At 68.9% G+C, this 18,106-nt stretch carries 18 protein-coding genes; 7 read left to right on the top strand and 11 right to left on the bottom strand.

Features of this window, described 5'->3' with window-relative positions; genetic code table 11:
- The first annotated feature begins 32 nt into the window (after positions 1 to 32).
- The 6 genes from FHX42_RS03870 to FHX42_RS03845 all read left to right on the top strand — a co-directional run bounded on the left by FHX42_RS03870 (position 33) and on the right by FHX42_RS03845 (position 5,711).
- Positions 33 to 665 (top strand): DedA family protein, encoded by a 633-nt coding sequence (locus FHX42_RS03870; RefSeq protein ID WP_182542756.1) that lies wholly within the window; start codon positions 33 to 35, stop codon positions 663 to 665.
- Positions 662 to 1,483, top strand: a complete 822-nt coding sequence (locus FHX42_RS03865) for an undecaprenyl-diphosphate phosphatase (protein ID WP_182542755.1) — start codon at positions 662 to 664, stop codon at positions 1,481 to 1,483. The genes FHX42_RS03870 and FHX42_RS03865 overlap by 4 nt, the downstream gene beginning before the upstream one ends.
- Positions 1,484 to 1,827: 344 nt before the next feature.
- Positions 1,828 to 2,802 (top strand): tyrosine-type recombinase/integrase, encoded by a 975-nt coding sequence (locus tag FHX42_RS03860; protein WP_182542754.1) that lies wholly within the window; start codon positions 1,828 to 1,830, stop codon positions 2,800 to 2,802.
- 164 nt (positions 2,803 to 2,966) lie between these two features.
- On the top strand, positions 2,967 to 3,839 hold the full coding sequence (locus FHX42_RS03855; RefSeq protein WP_182542753.1) for a helix-turn-helix transcriptional regulator: 873 nt from the start codon (positions 2,967 to 2,969) through the stop codon (positions 3,837 to 3,839).
- Complete coding sequence (locus FHX42_RS03850; protein ID WP_182542752.1) at positions 3,836 to 4,807, top strand: aldo/keto reductase; 972 nt, start codon at positions 3,836 to 3,838, stop codon at positions 4,805 to 4,807. The genes FHX42_RS03855 and FHX42_RS03850 overlap by 4 nt, the downstream gene beginning before the upstream one ends.
- A gap of 13 nt (positions 4,808 to 4,820) precedes the next feature.
- Positions 4,821 to 5,711, top strand: a complete 891-nt coding sequence (locus FHX42_RS03845) for an NmrA family NAD(P)-binding protein (protein ID WP_182542751.1) — start codon at positions 4,821 to 4,823, stop codon at positions 5,709 to 5,711.
- Between the two features lie 116 nt (positions 5,712 to 5,827).
- Here FHX42_RS03845 and FHX42_RS27950 read toward each other — a convergent pair whose 3' ends face one another.
- The 3 genes from FHX42_RS27950 to FHX42_RS03830 form a co-directional block, all read right to left on the bottom strand.
- On the bottom strand, positions 5,828 to 6,580 hold the full coding sequence (locus FHX42_RS27950) for a Tn3 family transposase (RefSeq protein ID WP_456318583.1): 753 nt from the start codon (positions 6,578 to 6,580) through the stop codon (positions 5,828 to 5,830).
- Positions 6,581 to 7,434: 854 nt separating this feature from the next.
- The gene (locus FHX42_RS03835) at positions 7,435 to 8,037 is read right to left on the bottom strand and encodes a recombinase family protein (protein ID WP_182542750.1); all 603 of its coding nucleotides are present in this window, start codon (positions 8,035 to 8,037) and stop codon (positions 7,435 to 7,437) included.
- Complete coding sequence (locus FHX42_RS03830; protein ID WP_182542749.1) at positions 8,034 to 8,618, bottom strand: TetR/AcrR family transcriptional regulator; 585 nt, start codon at positions 8,616 to 8,618, stop codon at positions 8,034 to 8,036. The genes FHX42_RS03835 and FHX42_RS03830 overlap by 4 nt, the downstream gene beginning before the upstream one ends.
- Before the next feature lie 59 nt (positions 8,619 to 8,677).
- On the opposite strand from FHX42_RS03830, the gene FHX42_RS03825 reads away from it, so the two are divergent.
- Positions 8,678 to 9,505, top strand: a complete 828-nt coding sequence (locus FHX42_RS03825) for an alpha/beta fold hydrolase (protein ID WP_328795887.1) — start codon at positions 8,678 to 8,680, stop codon at positions 9,503 to 9,505.
- 7 nt (positions 9,506 to 9,512) lie between these two features.
- On the opposite strand, the gene FHX42_RS03820 is transcribed toward FHX42_RS03825, so the two are convergent.
- From FHX42_RS03820 to lspA, 8 genes are all read right to left on the bottom strand, one after another.
- The gene (locus FHX42_RS03820) at positions 9,513 to 12,440 is read right to left on the bottom strand and encodes a Tn3 family transposase (RefSeq protein WP_182542748.1); all 2,928 of its coding nucleotides are present in this window, start codon (positions 12,438 to 12,440) and stop codon (positions 9,513 to 9,515) included.
- Between the two features lie 51 nt (positions 12,441 to 12,491).
- On the bottom strand, positions 12,492 to 13,565 hold the full coding sequence (locus FHX42_RS03815) for a DUF4158 domain-containing protein (RefSeq protein ID WP_328795886.1): 1,074 nt from the start codon (positions 13,563 to 13,565) through the stop codon (positions 12,492 to 12,494).
- A 91-nt stretch (positions 13,566 to 13,656) separates the two neighbouring features.
- Positions 13,657 to 14,328, bottom strand: coding sequence for a response regulator (locus FHX42_RS03810; protein WP_182542747.1), 672 nt, complete (start codon positions 14,326 to 14,328; stop codon positions 13,657 to 13,659).
- Between the two features lie 10 nt (positions 14,329 to 14,338).
- Positions 14,339 to 14,824 carry a hypothetical protein gene (locus tag FHX42_RS03805; protein ID WP_182542746.1) on the bottom strand — a complete coding sequence of 162 codons (486 nt, stop codon included), beginning with the start codon at positions 14,822 to 14,824 and terminating at the stop codon, positions 14,339 to 14,341.
- Positions 14,821 to 15,933: a sensor histidine kinase gene (locus FHX42_RS03800; RefSeq protein WP_182542745.1), complete on the bottom strand. Its 1,113-nt coding sequence runs from the start codon at positions 15,931 to 15,933 to the stop codon at positions 14,821 to 14,823. The genes FHX42_RS03805 and FHX42_RS03800 overlap by 4 nt, the downstream gene beginning before the upstream one ends.
- Before the next feature lie 69 nt (positions 15,934 to 16,002).
- A complete protein-coding gene (locus FHX42_RS03795) occupies positions 16,003 to 16,404 on the bottom strand; it encodes a hypothetical protein (protein WP_182542744.1) in 402 nt (133 codons plus the stop codon).
- A 99-nt stretch (positions 16,405 to 16,503) separates the two neighbouring features.
- Positions 16,504 to 17,394, bottom strand: a complete 891-nt coding sequence (locus tag FHX42_RS03790; protein ID WP_220479911.1) for an RluA family pseudouridine synthase — start codon at positions 17,392 to 17,394, stop codon at positions 16,504 to 16,506.
- 41 nt (positions 17,395 to 17,435) lie between these two features.
- Positions 17,436 to 18,080, bottom strand: coding sequence for a signal peptidase II (lspA, locus tag FHX42_RS03785; RefSeq protein ID WP_182542742.1), 645 nt, complete (start codon positions 18,078 to 18,080; stop codon positions 17,436 to 17,438).
- Positions 18,081 to 18,106: the final 26 nt, after the last annotated feature.

Below are 18,106 nucleotides of genomic sequence, written 5' to 3'. Positions count from 1 at the left end.
GGGAAACCACTCGCGACCCCGCGGAGACCACCATGCTCGATCTTCTCGCCGACCTCCTGCACGCGACGGTCGCCTCACCGTGGGTGTACCTGGTGCTGTTCGCGGTCTCGGCGATCGACGGGTTCTTCCCCGTGGTCCCGAGCGAGACCCTGGTCATCACGGCCGGGGTCTTCGCCGTGAGCGGCCGGCCGGAGCTCGGCGCGGTCATCGTGGTCGCCGCGGCGGGGGCCTTCGCCGGAGATCACGTGTCGTACCTGCTCGGGAGGAAGGCCGGTACGCCGCTGATCGAGCGGATTCCCCCCGGCTCCCGAAAACGGCGGTCCTTCGACTGGGCGACGACATCGCTGCACGAGCGCGGCGGACTCGTGCTCGTGGTCTGCCGCTACGTTCCCGGGTTCCGCACGGCCACGACCGTCACCGTCGGCGCGGTGCGCTATCCGCTGCGCCGGTTCAGCCTCTTCGACGCCGTGGGGACCTGCTCGTGGGCGCTGTACTCGAGTCTGGTCGGATACCTCGGCGGCCGTGTGTTCGAACAGGACCCGATCAAGGGCCTCCTGCTGGGCCTCGGCATCGCACTGACCATTACCGTTCTCGTCGAGGCGACCCGGTGGTACCGCCGCCGGCGCCGCCCCGACCCCGATTCATCATTGGAATCCACCGCGTGAACTGGTTCGAAGCCCTCGTCCTCGGCATCGTGCAAGGACTGACCGAGTTTCTCCCGATCTCCTCCAGCGCCCACCTCCGGATCGTCGGTTCCCTGGCCGGCTGGGGCGATCCCGGCGCGGCTTTCACGGCCGTGACGCAGCTGGGCACCGAGACCGCCGTCGTGCTGTACTTCCGCAAGAAAATCGGCAGCGTGCTGGCCGCGTGGTTTCGGTCGCTGGTCTCGGCGGAGTGGCGGCGCGACGCGGACGCGCGACTGGGCTGGTTGGTCATCGTGGGATCGCTGCCGATCGTGGTGCTGGGCCTGCTGTTCGAGGAGCAGATCGAGCACGTCTTCCGCGACCTGCGGCTGATCTCGCTGAGCCTGATCGTGTTCGGCGTGATCCTGGGCGTGGCCGACCACATCGGCCGCAAGCGACTGGACCTGGACCAACTCACCGTGGGGCACGGCATCACCTACGGAGTCGCCCAGGCGTTCGCGCTGGTTCCCGGCGTCTCCCGTTCCGGCGGCACCATCACGGCCGGTCGGTTGCTCGGCTACAAGCGCGAGGACGCCACCGAGTACGCGTTCCTGCTGGCGGTGCCCGCCGTGTTCGGATCGGGTGTCTACCAGCTCACCGACATCGGTAGCGGTCCGGCTCCGTCCTGGGGAGCCACCGTCTTCGCCACGATCGTGGCCTTCGCCATCGGCTACAGCGTGATCGCCTGGCTGATGCGGTTCATCACCACCCACAGCTACCTGGCGTTCGTGATCTACCGGATCGTGCTGGGGCTCTTCGTGCTCGCCCTGGTCGGCCTCGGGGTGATCGCCCCGAGCTGACCGAGCGCTCCGGGAGGACCGAAGACACGGCGGTCCTCCCGGAGCACCGGAAGGTAACCCTCGTGCCTATTGCGGTAGTTATCCGGTTTCGCGCGAAACCGGCGAAACCCTAGTCGGAACCCACCAGGCCCGCCTCGGGGCTTGAGGAACATCCGTGTCGGATCGTGCGCTAAGCCCTCGTCGGTCCTGGTAGGCGGCTGACGGGGCTTCAGGCCGCGGTGGCGTCTGAAGTCTTGCCACAGATAACGCTCTATTATCCGTGCCATCGCTGATCACGTCCTGCGGGAACGTCCCCGCGGCGGCGCGTGAAGCGGCCCTGTTATCTGCGGCAAGGGAGAACGCGGGTGCCCACCGTCGTCGCGCTGCCGACCGACACCACGACGCTGACCGTCGGCCGGTCGGCCGAGCTGTTCCTCGACTCGCTGGGCAACCCGAACACGATCCGCGGCTACAGCACCGCGGTGGGCAAGACCGCCGACCAGCTCGGCGATCGGCGGCCGCTGGCGTCCGTGGCCGACGACGAGGTCGGCGAGACCCTGGAGGCGCTGTGGGGCCGGGCGGCGGTGGGCACCTGGAACGCCCGCCGGGCCGCCGTGGGGTCGTGGCTGTCGTGGTGCCGGGAACGCGGCCAGGCCCCGGCAGTGCCGGGGTGGGCCAAGCGCCTGGCGACCCCGGACTCGGAGACCCGGGTGCGCTCCCGGCTGGCGATCGACCGACTGGTGGCGCGCCGCGAGGTCGCGATCCGGGAGAAGACGCTTTACCGGATGCTCTACGAAACCGCCGCCCGCGCCGACGAGGTCCTCGGCCTCAACATCGAGGACCTGGACCTCGCCGGGCGCCGCGCCCCGGTGAAGGCCAAGGGAGCGCGGGCGAAGATCCGCCGCCGCGGCCAGACGCGCGAGGACGTCGTGCTGGAGACCGTCTACTGGGACGCCGGCACCGCCCGCCTGCTGCCCCGGCTGCTCAAGGGCCGCACCCGCGGCCCGGTGTTCCTCACCCACCGCCGCGCCGGTCCCGGCAAGGTTCTCGGGGCCCGTGACGTGTGCCCGGACACCGGGCTGGCCCGGTTGTCCTACGGCCAAGCTCGTGGCCTGCTCGACGCCCATACCGCGCTCCGAGGCTCGGGCACCGGGTGGGATCCACACGAGTTCCGCCACTCAGCGCTGACCCACCTCGGCGAGGCTGGCGCGTCCTTGCTGCTGTTGATGGCGAAGTCCCGGCACAAGAAGCCGGAGAACGTCCGCCGCTACTTCAAACCCTCCGACCAGGCCCTGGCGGAGGTCACCAGCCTGCTGGCCCCGGGCGACAGCCGCCGTTGACGCATCGATGAGCTGCAGTGGCGTTCACTTCGGCCCACCTGTTCTTCACCCCGAGTATTCGCTCCGGACCTGGCCGAGTGGACGATCTGTCTGGTTGTCGGGGTTGATGGGGTGGGTGTTGTGCTCCTACCCCGGGATCCGGGTGAGCTCTCTACGGTGGGTTTATGGACTCATGGGAGGCGAAGGCGCTGGACAGCCCGCTGGGCGCGTTTCTGCGGGCGCGGCGTCAGCAGGTGCGCCCGGAGCAGCAGGGCCTCGTGCCGGGCGGGTCTCGGCAGGTGGCGGGGCTGCGGCGCGATGAGGTCGCGATGCTGGCGGGGATCAGCACGGACTACTACGTGCGGCTGGAGCAGGGCCGGGAGCGGCATCCTTCACGCATGGTGACCGACGGGCTGTCGGCGGCTTTGCTGCTGGACCGTGCCTCGTTGCGGTATCTGCGTGAGCTCGCCACGGCCGACGACGACGCCGAGGTAGGCGGCGTCCTCGCGCTCGGGCGGCTGGATGCGGTCCGGCCGTTGCTTGGCTCGTTGACCGTCCCCGCGATCCTGGTGGACCGCTGGCTCAACATCGTGGCCGCCAATGCGTTGGGCGAGATGCTTCACGAGGGGTTGGAGCATCGGGAGAACTACGCCCGGATGGTGTTTCTGTCGCCGGGGGCGCAGGAGTTCTTCGTCGATTGGTCCGAGCTGGCCCACTGCATGGTGGCGGCGTTGCGTGCCAGCGCCGGTTCCGAGGCGGGTTCGGGCCGGTTGGAGCGGCTGGTGGGTGAGCTCGCCGTGGCCAGCGAAGTGTTCAGCACCGCCTGGGCGCAGCACGAGGTGTACGAGAAAGCCGTCGACCGCAAGCGGTTCCAGCACCCGCTGGTTGGCGCGCTGGTGTTCAACCAGCACGTGCTGGAACTCCCCGACACCGACGGTCACCAGGTCTGGGCCTACCACCCCACCGACGACGCCACCGAAGAAGCGCTGGTGCGTCTCAGGTCGCTTGCCACGTTGTCGGCTTCCACGTTCACCACCCGAGAGGAGAGCACATCATGACGCCTCCCCGAACCGCCCTGGGAACACGGCACCTGGGGTCGCTGGAGGTATCGGAACAGGGCCTGGGCTGTATGGGGATGAGCGATTTCTACGGCACGGCCGACAACGAGGTGGAGTCGATCGCGACGATCCACCGCGCTCTGGATGAGGGCGTGACGCTCTTCGACACCTCGGACATGTACGGGCGCGGCGGGGCCAACGAAGGCCTGGTCGGGCGAGCACTTGCCGATCGCCGGGACCGAGCGGTTCTGGCCACCAAGTTCGGCATCGTGCGCGACGCCGACTACACCGACGCCACCGTCCGAGCCGATCCGGCCTACGTGCACCAGGCCATCGACCGCTCGCTGCAACGACTCAACGTCGAGTATGTGGACCTGTACTACCTGCACCGCGTGGACCCGCACGTGCCGATCGAGGAGACCGTCGGTGCGATGGCCGAGCTCGTGGCGGCGGGAAAGGTCCGTCACCTCGGACTGTCGGAAGCCAGCGCCGAGGAAATCACGCGAGCCTACCGAGTACACCCCATCGCGGCGGTGCAGACCGAATGGTCGCTGTGGTCTCGGGACATCGAGGACGAGGTCGTGCCGACGTGCCGCCGACTCGGCATCGGCGTCGTCGCCTACGCACCACTCGGCCGCAGCCTTCTGACCGGCACGATCAACTCGCAGGACTCGTTACCACCACAGGATCTGCGCCGCGGCTTCGCCCGCTTCTCCGAGCAGAACTTCGCGCACAACCAACGGATCGTGCAGCAACTCACCGAGCTTGCCGCACGTCACGGGGCAAGTCCTGCGCAGCTTGCACTCGCCTGGATTGCCCACCAGGGCGATGACGTCGTCGCTCTACCCGGAACCAAACGGCGTACCTACCTGGAAGACAACCTCGCAGCCACCGGAATCAGTCTCTCCCCGGACGATCTCGCCGAGATCTCTGCAATCGCCGCACCCGTAGCCGGAAACCGCTACTGACACAGGAAGAAGCATGTACGTCATCACCGGAGCCAGCGGCCGCACCGGCCGCGCCGTGGCATCGCACCTGCTGGAACACGGCCACCACGTGCGAGCAGTCGGCCGCGACCCGCGCAACCTCGCGCACCTCGCCGACCACGGAGCCCAGATCCATCAGGCCGACCAATCCGACCCCACCACGATGACCACCGCTCTCCGCGGAGCGGATGCCGCCTACCTGGTCATCCAACCCAACTACATCCCCGATCACCCCGACTTCGCCGCCTTCCAAGACCAGGCGGCAGCCGCGCTCACCGACGCTGTCACCCAATCCGGGGTGCCCCGTGTCGTAGCGCTGAGCAGCTGGGGAGCGCAACACGCCAGCGGTACCGGCCCCGTTGCAGGCCTGCACCGCTTCGAGAACCGTCTCTCGACCGTTCCCGGAACGGACATCACGTGGCTGCGCGCGGGCTACTACATGGAAAACCTCCTCGACCACCTCGACTCCGTGCGCACCCACCGTCGGATCATCGCGCCGTTCGACCCCGACGTGCCACTACCGCTGATCACCACGACCGACGTCGGCACCGCCGCGGCCGAGGAACTGACACGGCCGCAGACCGGGACACTAATCCGGGAACTGCAAGGCGAAAGAGACGTGACCATGAACGAGGTCACACAGGCGATCGCAACAGCAATCGACGCACCCGTGGCCTACGAACGCTGCACCGTGGAGGCTTTCCACGAGCAGCTGCGCGAAGCCGGTGTGTCGGACAACGTCGCCGCGATGATGACGGAAGTCCCGCACGCCGTGAATACCGGTCACCTGCGCATGGCCCAGCCACGAACCCCGGAAACAACCACCCCGACATCGCTGGAGACATTCATCAAGACCGAATTCGTGCCCGCACTCAACGCCTCCTGACCAGCCCCGCGAAGACGCTGGAATTGACCTTCCACCGGCAGTCCCGCAGGACCAGCGACCGAAAGGCCCAACCGGGCGGGCGCCTCCTGGAAATCGTCGAGGGCGCCCGCCCGTGATCAGTTGATCTCTTCCTCGTCGGGTTCGGATGGGTCGCGCAGCGGGTGCAGCGCGCCGGCCAGGTCCGGGGCCAGGAAGGAATAGCGGCCGAGCATGTTGATGTGGCCGCGCACGAAGGGCGAGAGCCGTGCCGCGTCTTCGTCACGCACCTCGTAGCCCCCGGCTCGCAGTTCGGCGATCGCGGCATCGCGGTAGCGGGTGTTGAACAGCACGATCGCGTTGAGCACCAGGCCCAGGGCGCCGAGTTGGTCTTCCATGCCTTCGTAGTAGCGCTGCCGCAGTTCGCCGCGCTGGCCGTGGAAGATCCGCCGCGCCAGCGCGTGGCGGCCTTCCTGCAGGTTGGCCTGGGCCTTGATGTCGCGGCGGTAGCCGGTGTCGTCGACCATCCGCTGCACATGCAGGGTCTTCTCGATCCGCCCGTAGTGCGCGATGGCCTCGCCGAGCGGGGTGGGGTGCCCATCGCGGGAAAGCATCCGGATCACATCGTGTGCCCGGACCGCACCAGTGTGGATGGAAGCGACCACGCGCAGGATGTCCTCCCAGTGCCGCCGCACCCGGTCCAGGTCAATCCGGCCGCGGGCCGCTGTGCTGAACGGGCCGTAGTCCGCCTTGGTGTCGACGCGCCAAAGCTTCTGATCCGGCAGGTCCGCCAGGCGGGCTTCGCCGCCGGTGATCGAGGTGAACGCCTCCGCGGCGCCGGTCCAGGAGAACACCTCCAGCAGCACCTCGGGCAGATCAACGCGGGGCAGCATCCGGCTGGTCAGCACCCGCAGGTTCTCCAGGCTCGGCGGCTCCGCCTCCGCCGGGAGCGCCGCCAGGTGCAGGCGCCCCTGCTCGTCGAAGCGGACCGCCGTGTTGTCCGGCAGCCCGGCAGTGACCTCGCGGAAGGTCGCATCCAGCGCCTCGGCGCGCTCATCGAGGTGCTGGGCAGGGTCGGGTGGCAGGCCGAGGCTGGACAACACCACCGGCTTGGCCGTGATCCACGCGCTGCCGGCCAGCAGCTTCGCGCGCGGGTCACCCCACTTGCTGGAGTTGACCGCGAAGATGTCCCGACGACGCAGGCACCGGTGGAACTGCTCCAGCACGCAGAAGGTGTAGGCCCGCCAGTCCACTGTGCCGGGCTCCAGCTCCGGGGCGTGCAGCACCAGGTGCCGCCAGGAGCCGATGAGCAACTGCTCGTCGATCTCCGAGCGGGCGACCTTGTTGCGGCCGCCGCCCCACAACCTCGGCAGATCCCGCAACGCAGCCAGCACCCGCTGCCCGTCGGGTGCGGCGTCGAAGCGGATCACCTCGCACAACAACGGCAGGAACGGCCGCACCGTGGCGAACCGCTTGACCAGTTCCGCCCGCCACGCCTCGTCAGCGTCGGAATCCGGCGGGCCGGCCAGCTCGACCACCGCGGTCAGCGCCTCGGCCAGCTCCGATCGGGGCACCACGGCCTCGATCTCGGCCCACACCTGCCCCAGGCTCACCGGCTCGACTCGATCGCCGTCCTCGGCGGCCTGGGAGGCGAGGTCGTCATGGGTGCCGGTGATCTCGGCCCAGTTCTCCCGAAGCTCCCGCGAGCCGCAAAGTAGCGGATGATCGCTGATGTGCTGATGGGCTGTCAGCCAGCGCTGAGGTGGCGGTAGATGGTGGGGCGGGTGACGCCGAACTCGGCGGCGATTTGAGCGACGGTGTAGCGGCGTTTGCCGTCGTCACCGGTTTCGTCGTACATCTCGCGGGCCAATTTCACTTGGCGTGGCCCGAGTTTGGGTTTCTGCCCTCCGGTCCGTCCGCGGGCACGTGCGGCTGCGAGTCCGTCGATGGTGCGTTCGGACATCAGGGCGTGTTCGAACTCGGCGATGGCGCCGATGATTTGGAAGAACATGCGGCCGACAGCGGTGGACGTGTCGATGCCCTGGTCCAGCACCACGAGGTCGACCTGCTTGGTCTGAAGCTGCTTGGACAGTTCGATGAGGTGTTCCAAGGAGCGGCCGAGCCGGTCGAGCTTGGTCACGACGAGCTGGTCCCCGGCCCGGTTGGCTGCCAGCAGCGCCTTGTCCAGCTCGGGCCGTCGGGCCAGCGTGACGGTGGCGCGGACACGGGTTGCGTGACAGAGCCGACCTGCGGAAACGCTGCCGGGTTCGCGGTGTCTCGCGAACCTTCGTTTCCGTACGTACTGCAGGTTTCCATCAGGTACGAGACGGCCGATCGACGGCCGGTTCATCTTCTGTTGTCGGTCGGGAGCAGTTCGGTGGTCAGGCGACGTGCTCGCTGCAGGGGCTCGGGCACGAGCTGGAGCAGCAATGCTGTGATCGTGCCCTCGTAGATCACCACGATGTCCGCCGCGGTCTGTTCGGGCTCGGCTGCGCCGGCCTCGCGGGTGAGTTCGGTCAGGCGTTGGCGCAGGTGTGTCTTGTGTCGGGTGATCGCGGCAATCGCGGGGTGTTCGGCGTCAGTGATCTCGACAGCAGCGTCGACCTGCGCGCAGCCGCGGTAGCAGCCCTCAGTGCCCCACCATCGCTCCAGGGCATCAAAGATCGCCACAACCCGCTGCCGCGGGTCGGTGGTGGTGGCGATGGCGGCCTCCCAGTCCGCTCGCCAGCGATGGTCCCGCTCTTCGAGGTAGGCGGCCACGAGCCGGTCTTTGCCGCCGAACTGCTTATAGAGCGTGGCTAGGGCTACACCGGCTCGTTCCACGACCGCGTCGATGCCGGTGGCATTGATGCCGCGGACGTAGAAGAGCTCGCCGGCGGCGGTGAGCAGGCGGTCACGGGCCGATGGCAAAGGTTGCTGGTCGAGCGTCATCTCCGTAGTATAACGACCGTTCTAGTAGAACGACCGTTATACCTTTGAGAGGAGTAGCTGTGCCCGAGCTCTTGGACAGTGAGGTCATCGTCAATGGCGTACGTCTGGCCTACCGCGATCGAGGCAGCGGTGAGCCGGTGGTGTTCCTGCACGGCACCCCGTCGCACTCGTTCATCTGGCGTGACGTTGTTCCCGAGGTCGAGCGAGCCGGCTATCGAGTCGTGCTGTTCGACCTGCTGGGATACGGCCGATCGGAACGGCCACTGACCCATGACACCTCGGTGCGCGGGCAAGTCGAAGTTCTTCAGGCGCTCCTGCAGCACCTGGGCATCGACCAGTTCTGCCTGGTCGCCCACGACATCGGCGGTGCCATCGCGCAGCTGCTGGCCACGGCTCAACCCCGGCGCGTGCGCCGGCTGATGCTGATCGACACAGTCAGCTACGACTCCTGGCCCTCGGAGACCTGGCAGGCGATCATCCGCGATCACCTCCAGGACTACGCCGCCATGCCGGCGAGTGACTTCGAAGCGATGCTGACCAGGCAACTGCAGATGACCGTGGCGAACCCGGATCGCATGAGTGGCGCGGTGCTGGATGCCTACCTCGCTCCGCACCGGTCCGCTCTGGGCCGGGCCTCGTTCTTCGAGCACCAAGTCCGGAAATACGACTCCAGCCCCACACAGCAGGTCGTGCCCGCGCTGGCGCAATTGACCATGCCGGTGCGTCTGCTGTGGGGAGCCCAAGACGCCTGGCAACCACTCACCTACGCCAAACGACTCGCCGCAGACATCCCGGGCTCGGAGCTGGCCGTGATCGACAACGGCGGCCACTTCCTCATGGAAGACCAACCAGCACGCGTCCGCAGTGAGATCCTCGACTTCCTATGAGGATCCGTCAACGAGACGGGGTCGGTAGGTCGAGGCGCTTGCTCATGTCCAGGCGGAAGCGCCCGTAAGGGTTGATGTTGGACCAGAACAGCGGCGTCAGGCCACGCCGGTCGGCATCGCCCAGGGTGCCTGCCCACGCCGGTTCGTCCAGGACCTGCTGCAGCAGCAGGGTGTTGACGTGCACCAGCGCCGACTGAAGCAGGTGCAGCGCGAGCATGGACACCTCGCTGTGCTCGCGGTCGGGGCCGGTCAGATCGCCGTCTTTGCCGTAGAACAGCACGGTGTTGCCGGAGTTCCACTGCTCCACTACCTGCAAGCCACCGTGAATCTCGCGGCGCAGCTCGGGGGAGGCGAGGTAGTCGCAGGCAAAGATCGTGCGCACCGCCCGGCCGAGTTCCTCCAGGGCTTGGTAGGTGGGGTGTTTCGGGCCGCCGCGGGTGAACCGGCGCAGGATCGACTCCGACTCGGCCGTCCCGAGTCGGAGCGCGGTGGCGTATTTGACCATTTGGTCGTACTGCTGGGCGATGAGATCCCACTTGATCGGCCGGGTGCACACGGGTCCGAGATGCGCGTAGGCGGCCTCGTCGTCCGACCGGTACAGGCGGATCGAGCCGATGTTCTTCAACCTCGGCAGCAGCCGGAACCCGAGCAGTTCGGTGAAGGCGAACCCGACCACGCTCGCGCCGTGCGTGTCGACGTAGTTGGCCTCGATCTCGGCGTCGGTGCAGTGCCGCAGCAGCCCCTCGATCATCGCCGCGACCTCGGACGACGAACAGGACTTGAGCTGGGAATAGATGCAGGTGCTCTTGCGCTCGACGTGCCAGTAGATCATCACACCGGGTCCGCCGTAGCGCTGGTGGAACTCGGTCATCAGGTTCGACTCCCACGAGCCGAACTTCTTCGAGTCCGACGCGCACGCCGTGCCCTGGCCCCACCACTGCGGATCGCGCACGTCGAAGGTCGCGTTGGCCAGCTTTCCGATCGCGGCCCGCAGGTTGTCGCGGGTGATGAAGTGCCGGCGCACGTGCCGTAGCGCGGCCTCGGTTTCCCCGTGCTCGCCGGTGTCGACAAGCTGGCGGATCCCGATGTTGGTGCCCAACGCGAACAGGCACAGCAGCATCCGCCGGCGCAGCGTCGGCCGGTCCAGCGCCTCGCGGGAGGCCACCGAGGAGAACTCGGCGGTGAACTCGGTGAGGAAGTCGGCGTCCTTGAGCACGTCGAGCAGATCTAGCGTGCCCCAGCGGCGGATGACCTCGTCCTTGAGTGCGCCGAGGGCCTGCGATTCGGGCAGCGGATCCGCTTTGGGCACGGTGATCCACGGCTCGCCCCGGCGCTGGCCGACCCGTACCCCGCCCGCGGTGCCGTCGGCCAGGGCGGCATCGCACCGTTCCAAGGCCGCGCTCATGCGGCTGCGCAGGTCCGTGATGAACTCGCTGGGATCCAGCGGCTGGCACAGCTCGGCGTAGTGCACGTCCCGGCTGGACTCGAAATCCGCGGGCAGGTCGTCCTCGGGATTGCGCCACTTGCTGGCCCCGGCCACATACACCTCGCGGCGGCGCAACGCATCGCGCAGGGACACCAGCACGCACAGCTCATACGGGATGCGCTCGACGCGGCCCTTCTCGTCGACGACCGCCTCCCGCCAGGCTTTCGGCACCACCCCGTCGAAGGGCACCGTCGCGCCCGCGTCGTAGAAGCGGGTCTTGCCGTCGACCTCGGCGTAGCGTCCGAGCAGGTCCAGGGCCTGCATGATCGGCCGGTAGGCGGTGTTGTTGCAGCGGAACTCCAGTGCGGCCAGCAGTGCCGGCAGCATCCGCCGGTAGTGGTTCGAATACGAGCTGCGCAGCACGGTGCGCACCCTGGCTTGGAAGGCGCGTTCGTTGGCTTTGGCTTCTTTGACCAGCTCCCGCAGCGTTTTCTCGCCGACCACGGGATACACCGCCGACCGCACCAGCTCATCCGGGTGCTCCACGGCGGCCTCGGCCAGCCGGAACAGAATGCCTTCCTTGCCCCGCACGCGCCGCAGATCCTCGGTCAGTTCGCGTTCTACCCGCCGCTCGGCACGTGCGTTAACCTTGTGCACCAGGCTGATCAGCAGTTCCACCAGCGCGTCGGTGATCTCGGTTTGCCGGACCCAGCACAACGCCGCCAGCAGCGTTAGCCGCACCTCGCCCGAGGCGGCGCGCAGATCCGACGGCCACGACCGCGCCGCCCTGGCCCGCCACGCGGCCACCAGCTTCTCGGACGCATCCTCGAACAATCCTGCGGGAAGTCCCAGCGCCCGCACCGCGGCGAGCTTGTCGATCTCCCGCAGCAGCGTGTCCAGACTGGCCTGCCCCGGATCGGCCTTCAACTCCGCCAACAGCCCGCCCCGCTGCCCCTCGGCCTCGGCCACCAGGGCCTCCAGCCGATCAGCGGCAGGTCCCAGCCGCTGTACCGTCCGCGTGCAGAACGCGGTCTCGAATTGCCGCAGCGCGCTGGCCACAACGCGATCCACCCGGCCCGACGTCGGTGGCTCCACCTTCTCCTGGCGGCACCGGGTCAACACCGCCGCCGCCAGCCGCTGGCGATCCAGCTCCACCCCAGCCAGCTCCTCGGCCAGCCAGCCGGTCCACCGCTGCTCATCAGCCTCGGTCGCCGGGCGGAAGCCCATCGCCTCCCGGATCTGGCTGCGGTGATACTCCGCTGTGCGCCCCGATAGCGAGTACTTGGCGAACTCGGTGGCCTCCACCCGCACCTGCGAGGCCACATAGTCCACCGCTGCCGACGGCACTTCCTCCGGATACGCGGGAAATCGGGCCTCAATCTCGAAGAACTTCAATAGCACCGCGAACCCAAGCCGCGTCACGCCGGTCTTGTTTCCCAGCCACCGCCAGTCCTCACCGACCAGCGTCCATAAATCGACCAGCTCGTCCGATGTCCAGTTCTGACGCATGGGCGGACGCTAACGCGACCACCAGTAACACGATCGAGCGATCACGACCGATCACCCGCTACTTTGCGGCTCGCGGGAGCTTCGGGAGAACTGGGCCATCTCCAGCAGCACGCCGAACGCGGCGGCCAGCTTCGCCGACGCCTTACCGAGCCGGGGCAGCGTGCGCAGCTTCTCCTTAGCCGACGCCCGCTCCGCCCGGGCCAGCAGCTTGGACGAGATCAGCACATCCAGCAGGTCCAGGGCATCGTCGACCGCCCGCGTTTGCAGGTAGACCACCGTGGCCAGCAGCGTCGCCGCACGCCGAGAGTCGCCGTGGCGGCGCAGCAGGGCGGCCTTGCCCTGCACCCCGTACCGGGACAGCTCCGCGAGCCGACGAGGTGGCACGACTTCGGTGTCGACCTCGGCGAACCCCAACCCCAGGATCTCCGCGGCCCGCTGGAGCGCGTCGACCATCGCCGGGCCCGACACCCGCGTCGGCGGGCGCCGAATCCGGTCCAGCCGGGAATGCCGGTGCCCTTCCGGCACCTCCAGCAGGCCGTCGAGCGCGGCGCGCTGGTCATCGTCGAGCAGATCGTGCAGCGTCTCCCACAACCGCTGCGTCGCCGCTTCCCGGCACGAACCGACCAGCCGCGCCAGCCTGGTCGCCCCGGGCAGCAGCACCTTTCGCTCGCGCAGCCAGCCCACCGCGGCGTCGAACAGTGCTTTCGGCCCGTCGCCAGTGGTCCAGGCGCGGGCGTCGAGCCACTCACTCAGCTCGCTGGTGACCTCGGAAAAGTCCCGCCAGCCCTCGGCCTTCTGGATCTCACCAGCGTGGGTGCGCGCGGTGCCGTCCCGCTCGCCGTAGTCCTTCAGGCACGACGGGTCGAAGATCTCCAACTGCTCGGCCAGGTACTCGGCCACCTCCGTAGGGACTTGCTGCGGATCCGGCATGAACCGCCCGAGGTAGCGAACGCTGGCCAACTGGACCGCGAACCCAAGCCGGTTGTGCGGCCGCCGCTTGTCCCGCACCAGCTCCCGATCCGCGTCATCCAGGAAGAAGTACCGCTCCAGCTCGCCCCGAGACAGCGTCGCGGGAAACGCCCCGTACTCAGCCGCCTGCTCATCCGACAGAAACTCGACTGCCACAACTGCCCTTCCAAAGATCGTTTACAACGACCTCGGAAGGTTCCAGTACCGCTTCGCCGCAGGTCAACGCGGCAACGAACTGGGATAACGCTTAGCGCACGATCCGACACGGATGTTCCTCAAGCCCCGCCTCGTACGCGGTGATCGCGGCCTGCACTCGGTTCCGCGCGTCGAGCCGGTCGAGGATCGTGCTGACGTACGCCTTGACCGTGCCCTCGACGAGGTGCAGCCGGGCCGCGATCTCCGCGTTGGACAGTCCGGAACCGACCAGGGTCAGCACCTCCCGCTCGCGGTCGGTCAGGGTCGTGACCCGCTCCCCGGCCGCGGCCTTCCGGGACGCGCGGCCGTCGCCGAACCGGGCGATCACCCGTTGGGCCACCCGGGGCGACAGGAACGCCGCACCCTCGGCCACGGCGTGCACTCCGGTGATGAGCTCACGCGGGTCCCCCGTCTTGAGCAGGAAACCCCCGACTCCCTCCCCGAGCGCCCGCGCGATGTACTCGTCCTCCCCGAAGGTGGTCAGGATGACCACGGCCGTGCCGGAGACGGCGTGGCGGATCTCGGGGATCGCGGCGAGCCCGTCCAACACCGGCATCCGGATGTCCAGCAACGCCACGTCCGGGCGGTGGTGGCGGCTCAGCTCGACGGCCTCGCGTCCGTCCCCGGCCTCGGCGACCACCTCGATCCCGGAGTCGGCGGCGAGGATGCCGTTCACCCCGGCCCGGATCAGGGGCTCGTCGTCGGCCAGCAGTACCCGGATCACGCCTCACTCCTCACAATGCGCTCAGGACGTCCTTGGACACCAACCGACCCCGGTCGAAGCACAGCCGATACACCGGGCCCGCTCCGAAGATGTTGTTCCCCGAGCCGTAGTACTCGCAGACGTCCCGAGAGGGCGCCGGTGGTTCGGGGCGCTCGGGGAGCGCCGGGACCTGTTCGGAGGGCAGCAGCTCGGTCAGCCGCGTGCGCTCCTGCCCGATCGTGATCCGGCCGAACCGCGCCGGCGACAGGTACGACCGCTCGGCGTTGTGAATCCACACGAGGACCTGCACGGTCAGGATCACGGCGGCCATCACGGCCGACCCGGCCACGGTCACGGTCAGACTCCGCCGCAGCTCACGGTGGGCGTGAGCACGTTGCAGCGTCGACTCCGTCTCGGTCCCGTCGGAGGTCGGACCCTCTGCCGACGGGGCCCGCCCGGAGGTGTGCGGCAGGCGCGCCGCGACCTCGAACGACCCCGCGCGCGAGTGAGCGGTCACGGTGCCGCCGAGCAGGCGTATCCGTTCCCGGATCCCGACCAGGCCCTGACGACCGCGTTCCCGGTCGGATCCGGCCGGTTCCACGAGCACATCACCGTCGTGAGCAAGGGGTTGATCACGGACACCGCGGTTTCCGCCCCGGTGCGGCGCACGCGCACCGTCACCGCGGCTCCCGGGGAGTGCTTCGCCGCGTTGGTCAGCGCCTCCTGCACGACGCGGAACACGGCACGATCGACCATCGGCGGCGTCCCACCAGCCACTCCGTCCGCGTCCAGCGCGACGACCATGCCCGCGTCGCGGCACCGCTGCACGAGCTCGTCGATGCTCTGCGACCACGGTTCGGTGGACGGGGTGCCGGCCTCCTCGCGAAGCACTCCGATCATCTCGCGCAACTGCTCGGTGGCGGCCCCGGCACGCTCGCGCAGCTCCCCCACCACCGCGCGTTGCTCGTCGTCGAGTCCCCCGGCGAGTTCCAAGCCGCCCGCCTGCAACGCGATCAGACTCAGCTCGTGCCCCAGTGAGTCGTGCATGTCCTGCGAGATCCGCGCCCGCTCGCGCAGGCGTGCCTGCTCGGAAACGATCCGCTGCTCGCGCTCCAGGTGCTCGGCACGCTCCCAGCCCGCGTGGACCAGGGCGACGTGCTGGCGCCGGTACCTGCCCAGCAACCACGACATGATCCCCGGGAACGCGAAACCGACGACCCAGACGACCCAGCCGACGACGCCCAGCGCAGCCGACACGGAGCCGACGACCAGGATCGCGGTGAACCCGAGAGCGGGAATCCGCCATCCCGGGACCCGCCTGCCGACGAAGTAGCTCATCACCGGCTGCGCCCACACGAACGACGGGTCGAGAAGAACCAGCGCGGCGCTCGTGATCAGCGCGAGAACGGGCGACGCGCGGCTGCCCCGGACGGCGAGAGCCAGCACGGCGGCCCCGACGGCCAGCGGCCACCAGGGCACTTCCGCGACCGCGCGCACGCCCGCCCGGGCGAGCACCGGTGTCACCAGCACGGCCCACAGCAGGACATCGCGCAGCCGTGCGCGACGCTCCCGCGGGGGCCTGGCCCCGGCGACCCACGTACGCACGGCTCCGGCCACGGACGTCATCGCGGCGACGCTACAGTCCCCGGCGCGGACGCCACTACTGACGAAAGGCAGGGATCGCCGATCGCGGGTTTACCGGTCGTCGCGGCGAATCCAGCCGAGTGCGCCGGAACGCTTGGGGGCGTTGCGGCTGCGGTACTCCAGCTTCGGCCACTCGTCGGTGTCGTCGCGGGCCGTCGAGCCCTCGGACTCGAGATCCACCGCTTCCGGACCGCCGAACACGGTCGGGGCCGCCCGACCGTAGTCCTGCTCGCTGACCACGCTCTCGGTCACGGCACCGACCGGGAGCCCGGCGATCCCGTTCGGTGGTGTCTCGTCGTCGAGGGCGTCCGCGCCACCGGACGTATCCTGCAGATCCCCCGCGAAGTACGGTGTGCCGCCACGCGACGGCACACCGGACGGCGGCGTGGCCGCCTCCGAGCCCGCCGTCGCACCGCTCTCGCCGTCCCGCGACCGCTGATCGAATTCACGCACCGGTTACTCCCGCCTTCGTCCGCCGTTTCCGCGCCGTTCGCTCGGCGCCGAGAATACGGCAAATCCCCTCCCGCCCGGTGCGGGCGATGATCGTCGACCTCAGTGGTCCTGCTCCCGCAGGAGGTCCACCGCGTGCTGGAGGTCCGGCGGGTAGTCGCTGTCGAAGGTGACGCGACGCCCGTCGGCGGGGTGCTCGAAACCGAGGGAGTAAGCGTGCAACCACTGCCGGGCGAGGCCGAGCCTGCGCGCCAGCACCGGGTCCGCACCGTAGGTGAGGTCGCCGACGCAGGGATGCTTGATCGCCGAGAAGTGCACCCGGATCTGATGGGTGCGCCCGGTCTCCAGTTTCACGTCCACCAGCGAGGCCGCCCGGAACGCCTCGACCATCTCGTAGTGGGTGACGCTCTCCCGGCCACCGGTGACCACGGCGAACTTGTAGTCGTGGCGCGGATGACGGTCGATCGGCGCGTCGATGGTGCCCTTGCTCGGATCGGGATGGCCCTGCACCAGCGCGTGGTAGTGCTTGTCCACCGTGCGCTCCTTGAAGGCGCGCTTGAGGGCGGAGTAGGCGAACTCGCTCTTGGCCACGACCATGACGCCGGTGGTCCCCGCGTCGAGGCGGTGCACGACGCCCTGCCGTTCGGAGGGACCAGCTGTGGCCACGCGCACTCCGGCAGCGGCCAGTCCACCGAGCACCGTCGGCCCCTCCCAGCCCGGGCTGGGGTGCACGGCCACGCCGACGGGCTTGTTGACCACGACGATGTCGTCGTCCTCGTGCACGATCGTCATTCCTTCGACCGGCACGGCGGACACCTCGGTCCGCGGCTGTTCGGCGGAGGGCAGCTCCACCTCCAGCCAGGACCCGGACAGCAGCCGGTCCGACTTGCTCGTGGGGCCGCCGTCCAGGCGCACGTCCCCGGACTCGGCCAGCGAAGCCACGGCACTGCGTGAGATCCCGAGCAGTTTGGCCAGGCCCGCGTCCACCCGCATTCCGTCCAGCCCGTCGGGCACCGGCAGCGTTCGCAGCTCGTTCACGATCCGTCCTCGTCGCTTCGGTTTCGCTTGTTCCGGCGTCGGTGCACGGTTCCGTCGTAGTCGTAGCCCAGCAACGACATCAGCACGATCAGGATGCCGCCGCACACGATTCCCGAATCGGCGAAGTTGAACACCGGCCACACGCTGCCGTCCGGCGCCAGCACCGACAGGAAGTCGATGACGTGCCCCCGCAGCGGTCCGGGCTCGCGGAAGATCCTGTCCACCAGGTTGCCCGCCACCCCGCCGAGCACGAGACCGAGTCCGAGGGCCCAACCGGTCGAGCGCAGCTTCGGGGCGAACCAGGTGATCACGCCCACGACCACGAGCGCCAGCAGCGACAGCAGCCAGGTCAGGCCGGTGGCCAGGCTGAAGGCGGCCCCGGGGTTGCGGAACAGCACCAGGTAGACGAAGCCGCCGAACAGCTTGACCGGGGACTCACCGTCCAGCCGGTTGACCGCGAGGGTCTTGGTCACGATGTCGAGGGCCAGCAGCGCGGCGGACACGCCGAACAGCAGCGTCAGCAGGCGCCCGCGCCGCGGTCGCGACGTCTCCGCAGGGGTCTCCTCGGGCGCGTCCCCGGAGTCGGGCTCGGAGGGAGGGCGGTGTTCGGGCTCGGACTGGTCGGGGCTCACACCCACCATTGTCCCCAACCGTTCCAGCGCGCCCA

Origin of the sequence: Halosaccharopolyspora lacisalsi (assembly GCF_014137975.1) — a bacterium.
GTDB lineage: Bacteria > Actinomycetota > Actinomycetes > Mycobacteriales > Pseudonocardiaceae > Halosaccharopolyspora > Halosaccharopolyspora lacisalsi.
Note: the sequence above shows the minus strand (reverse complement) of the source record. Positions and strands in the feature narration are given on the sequence as shown.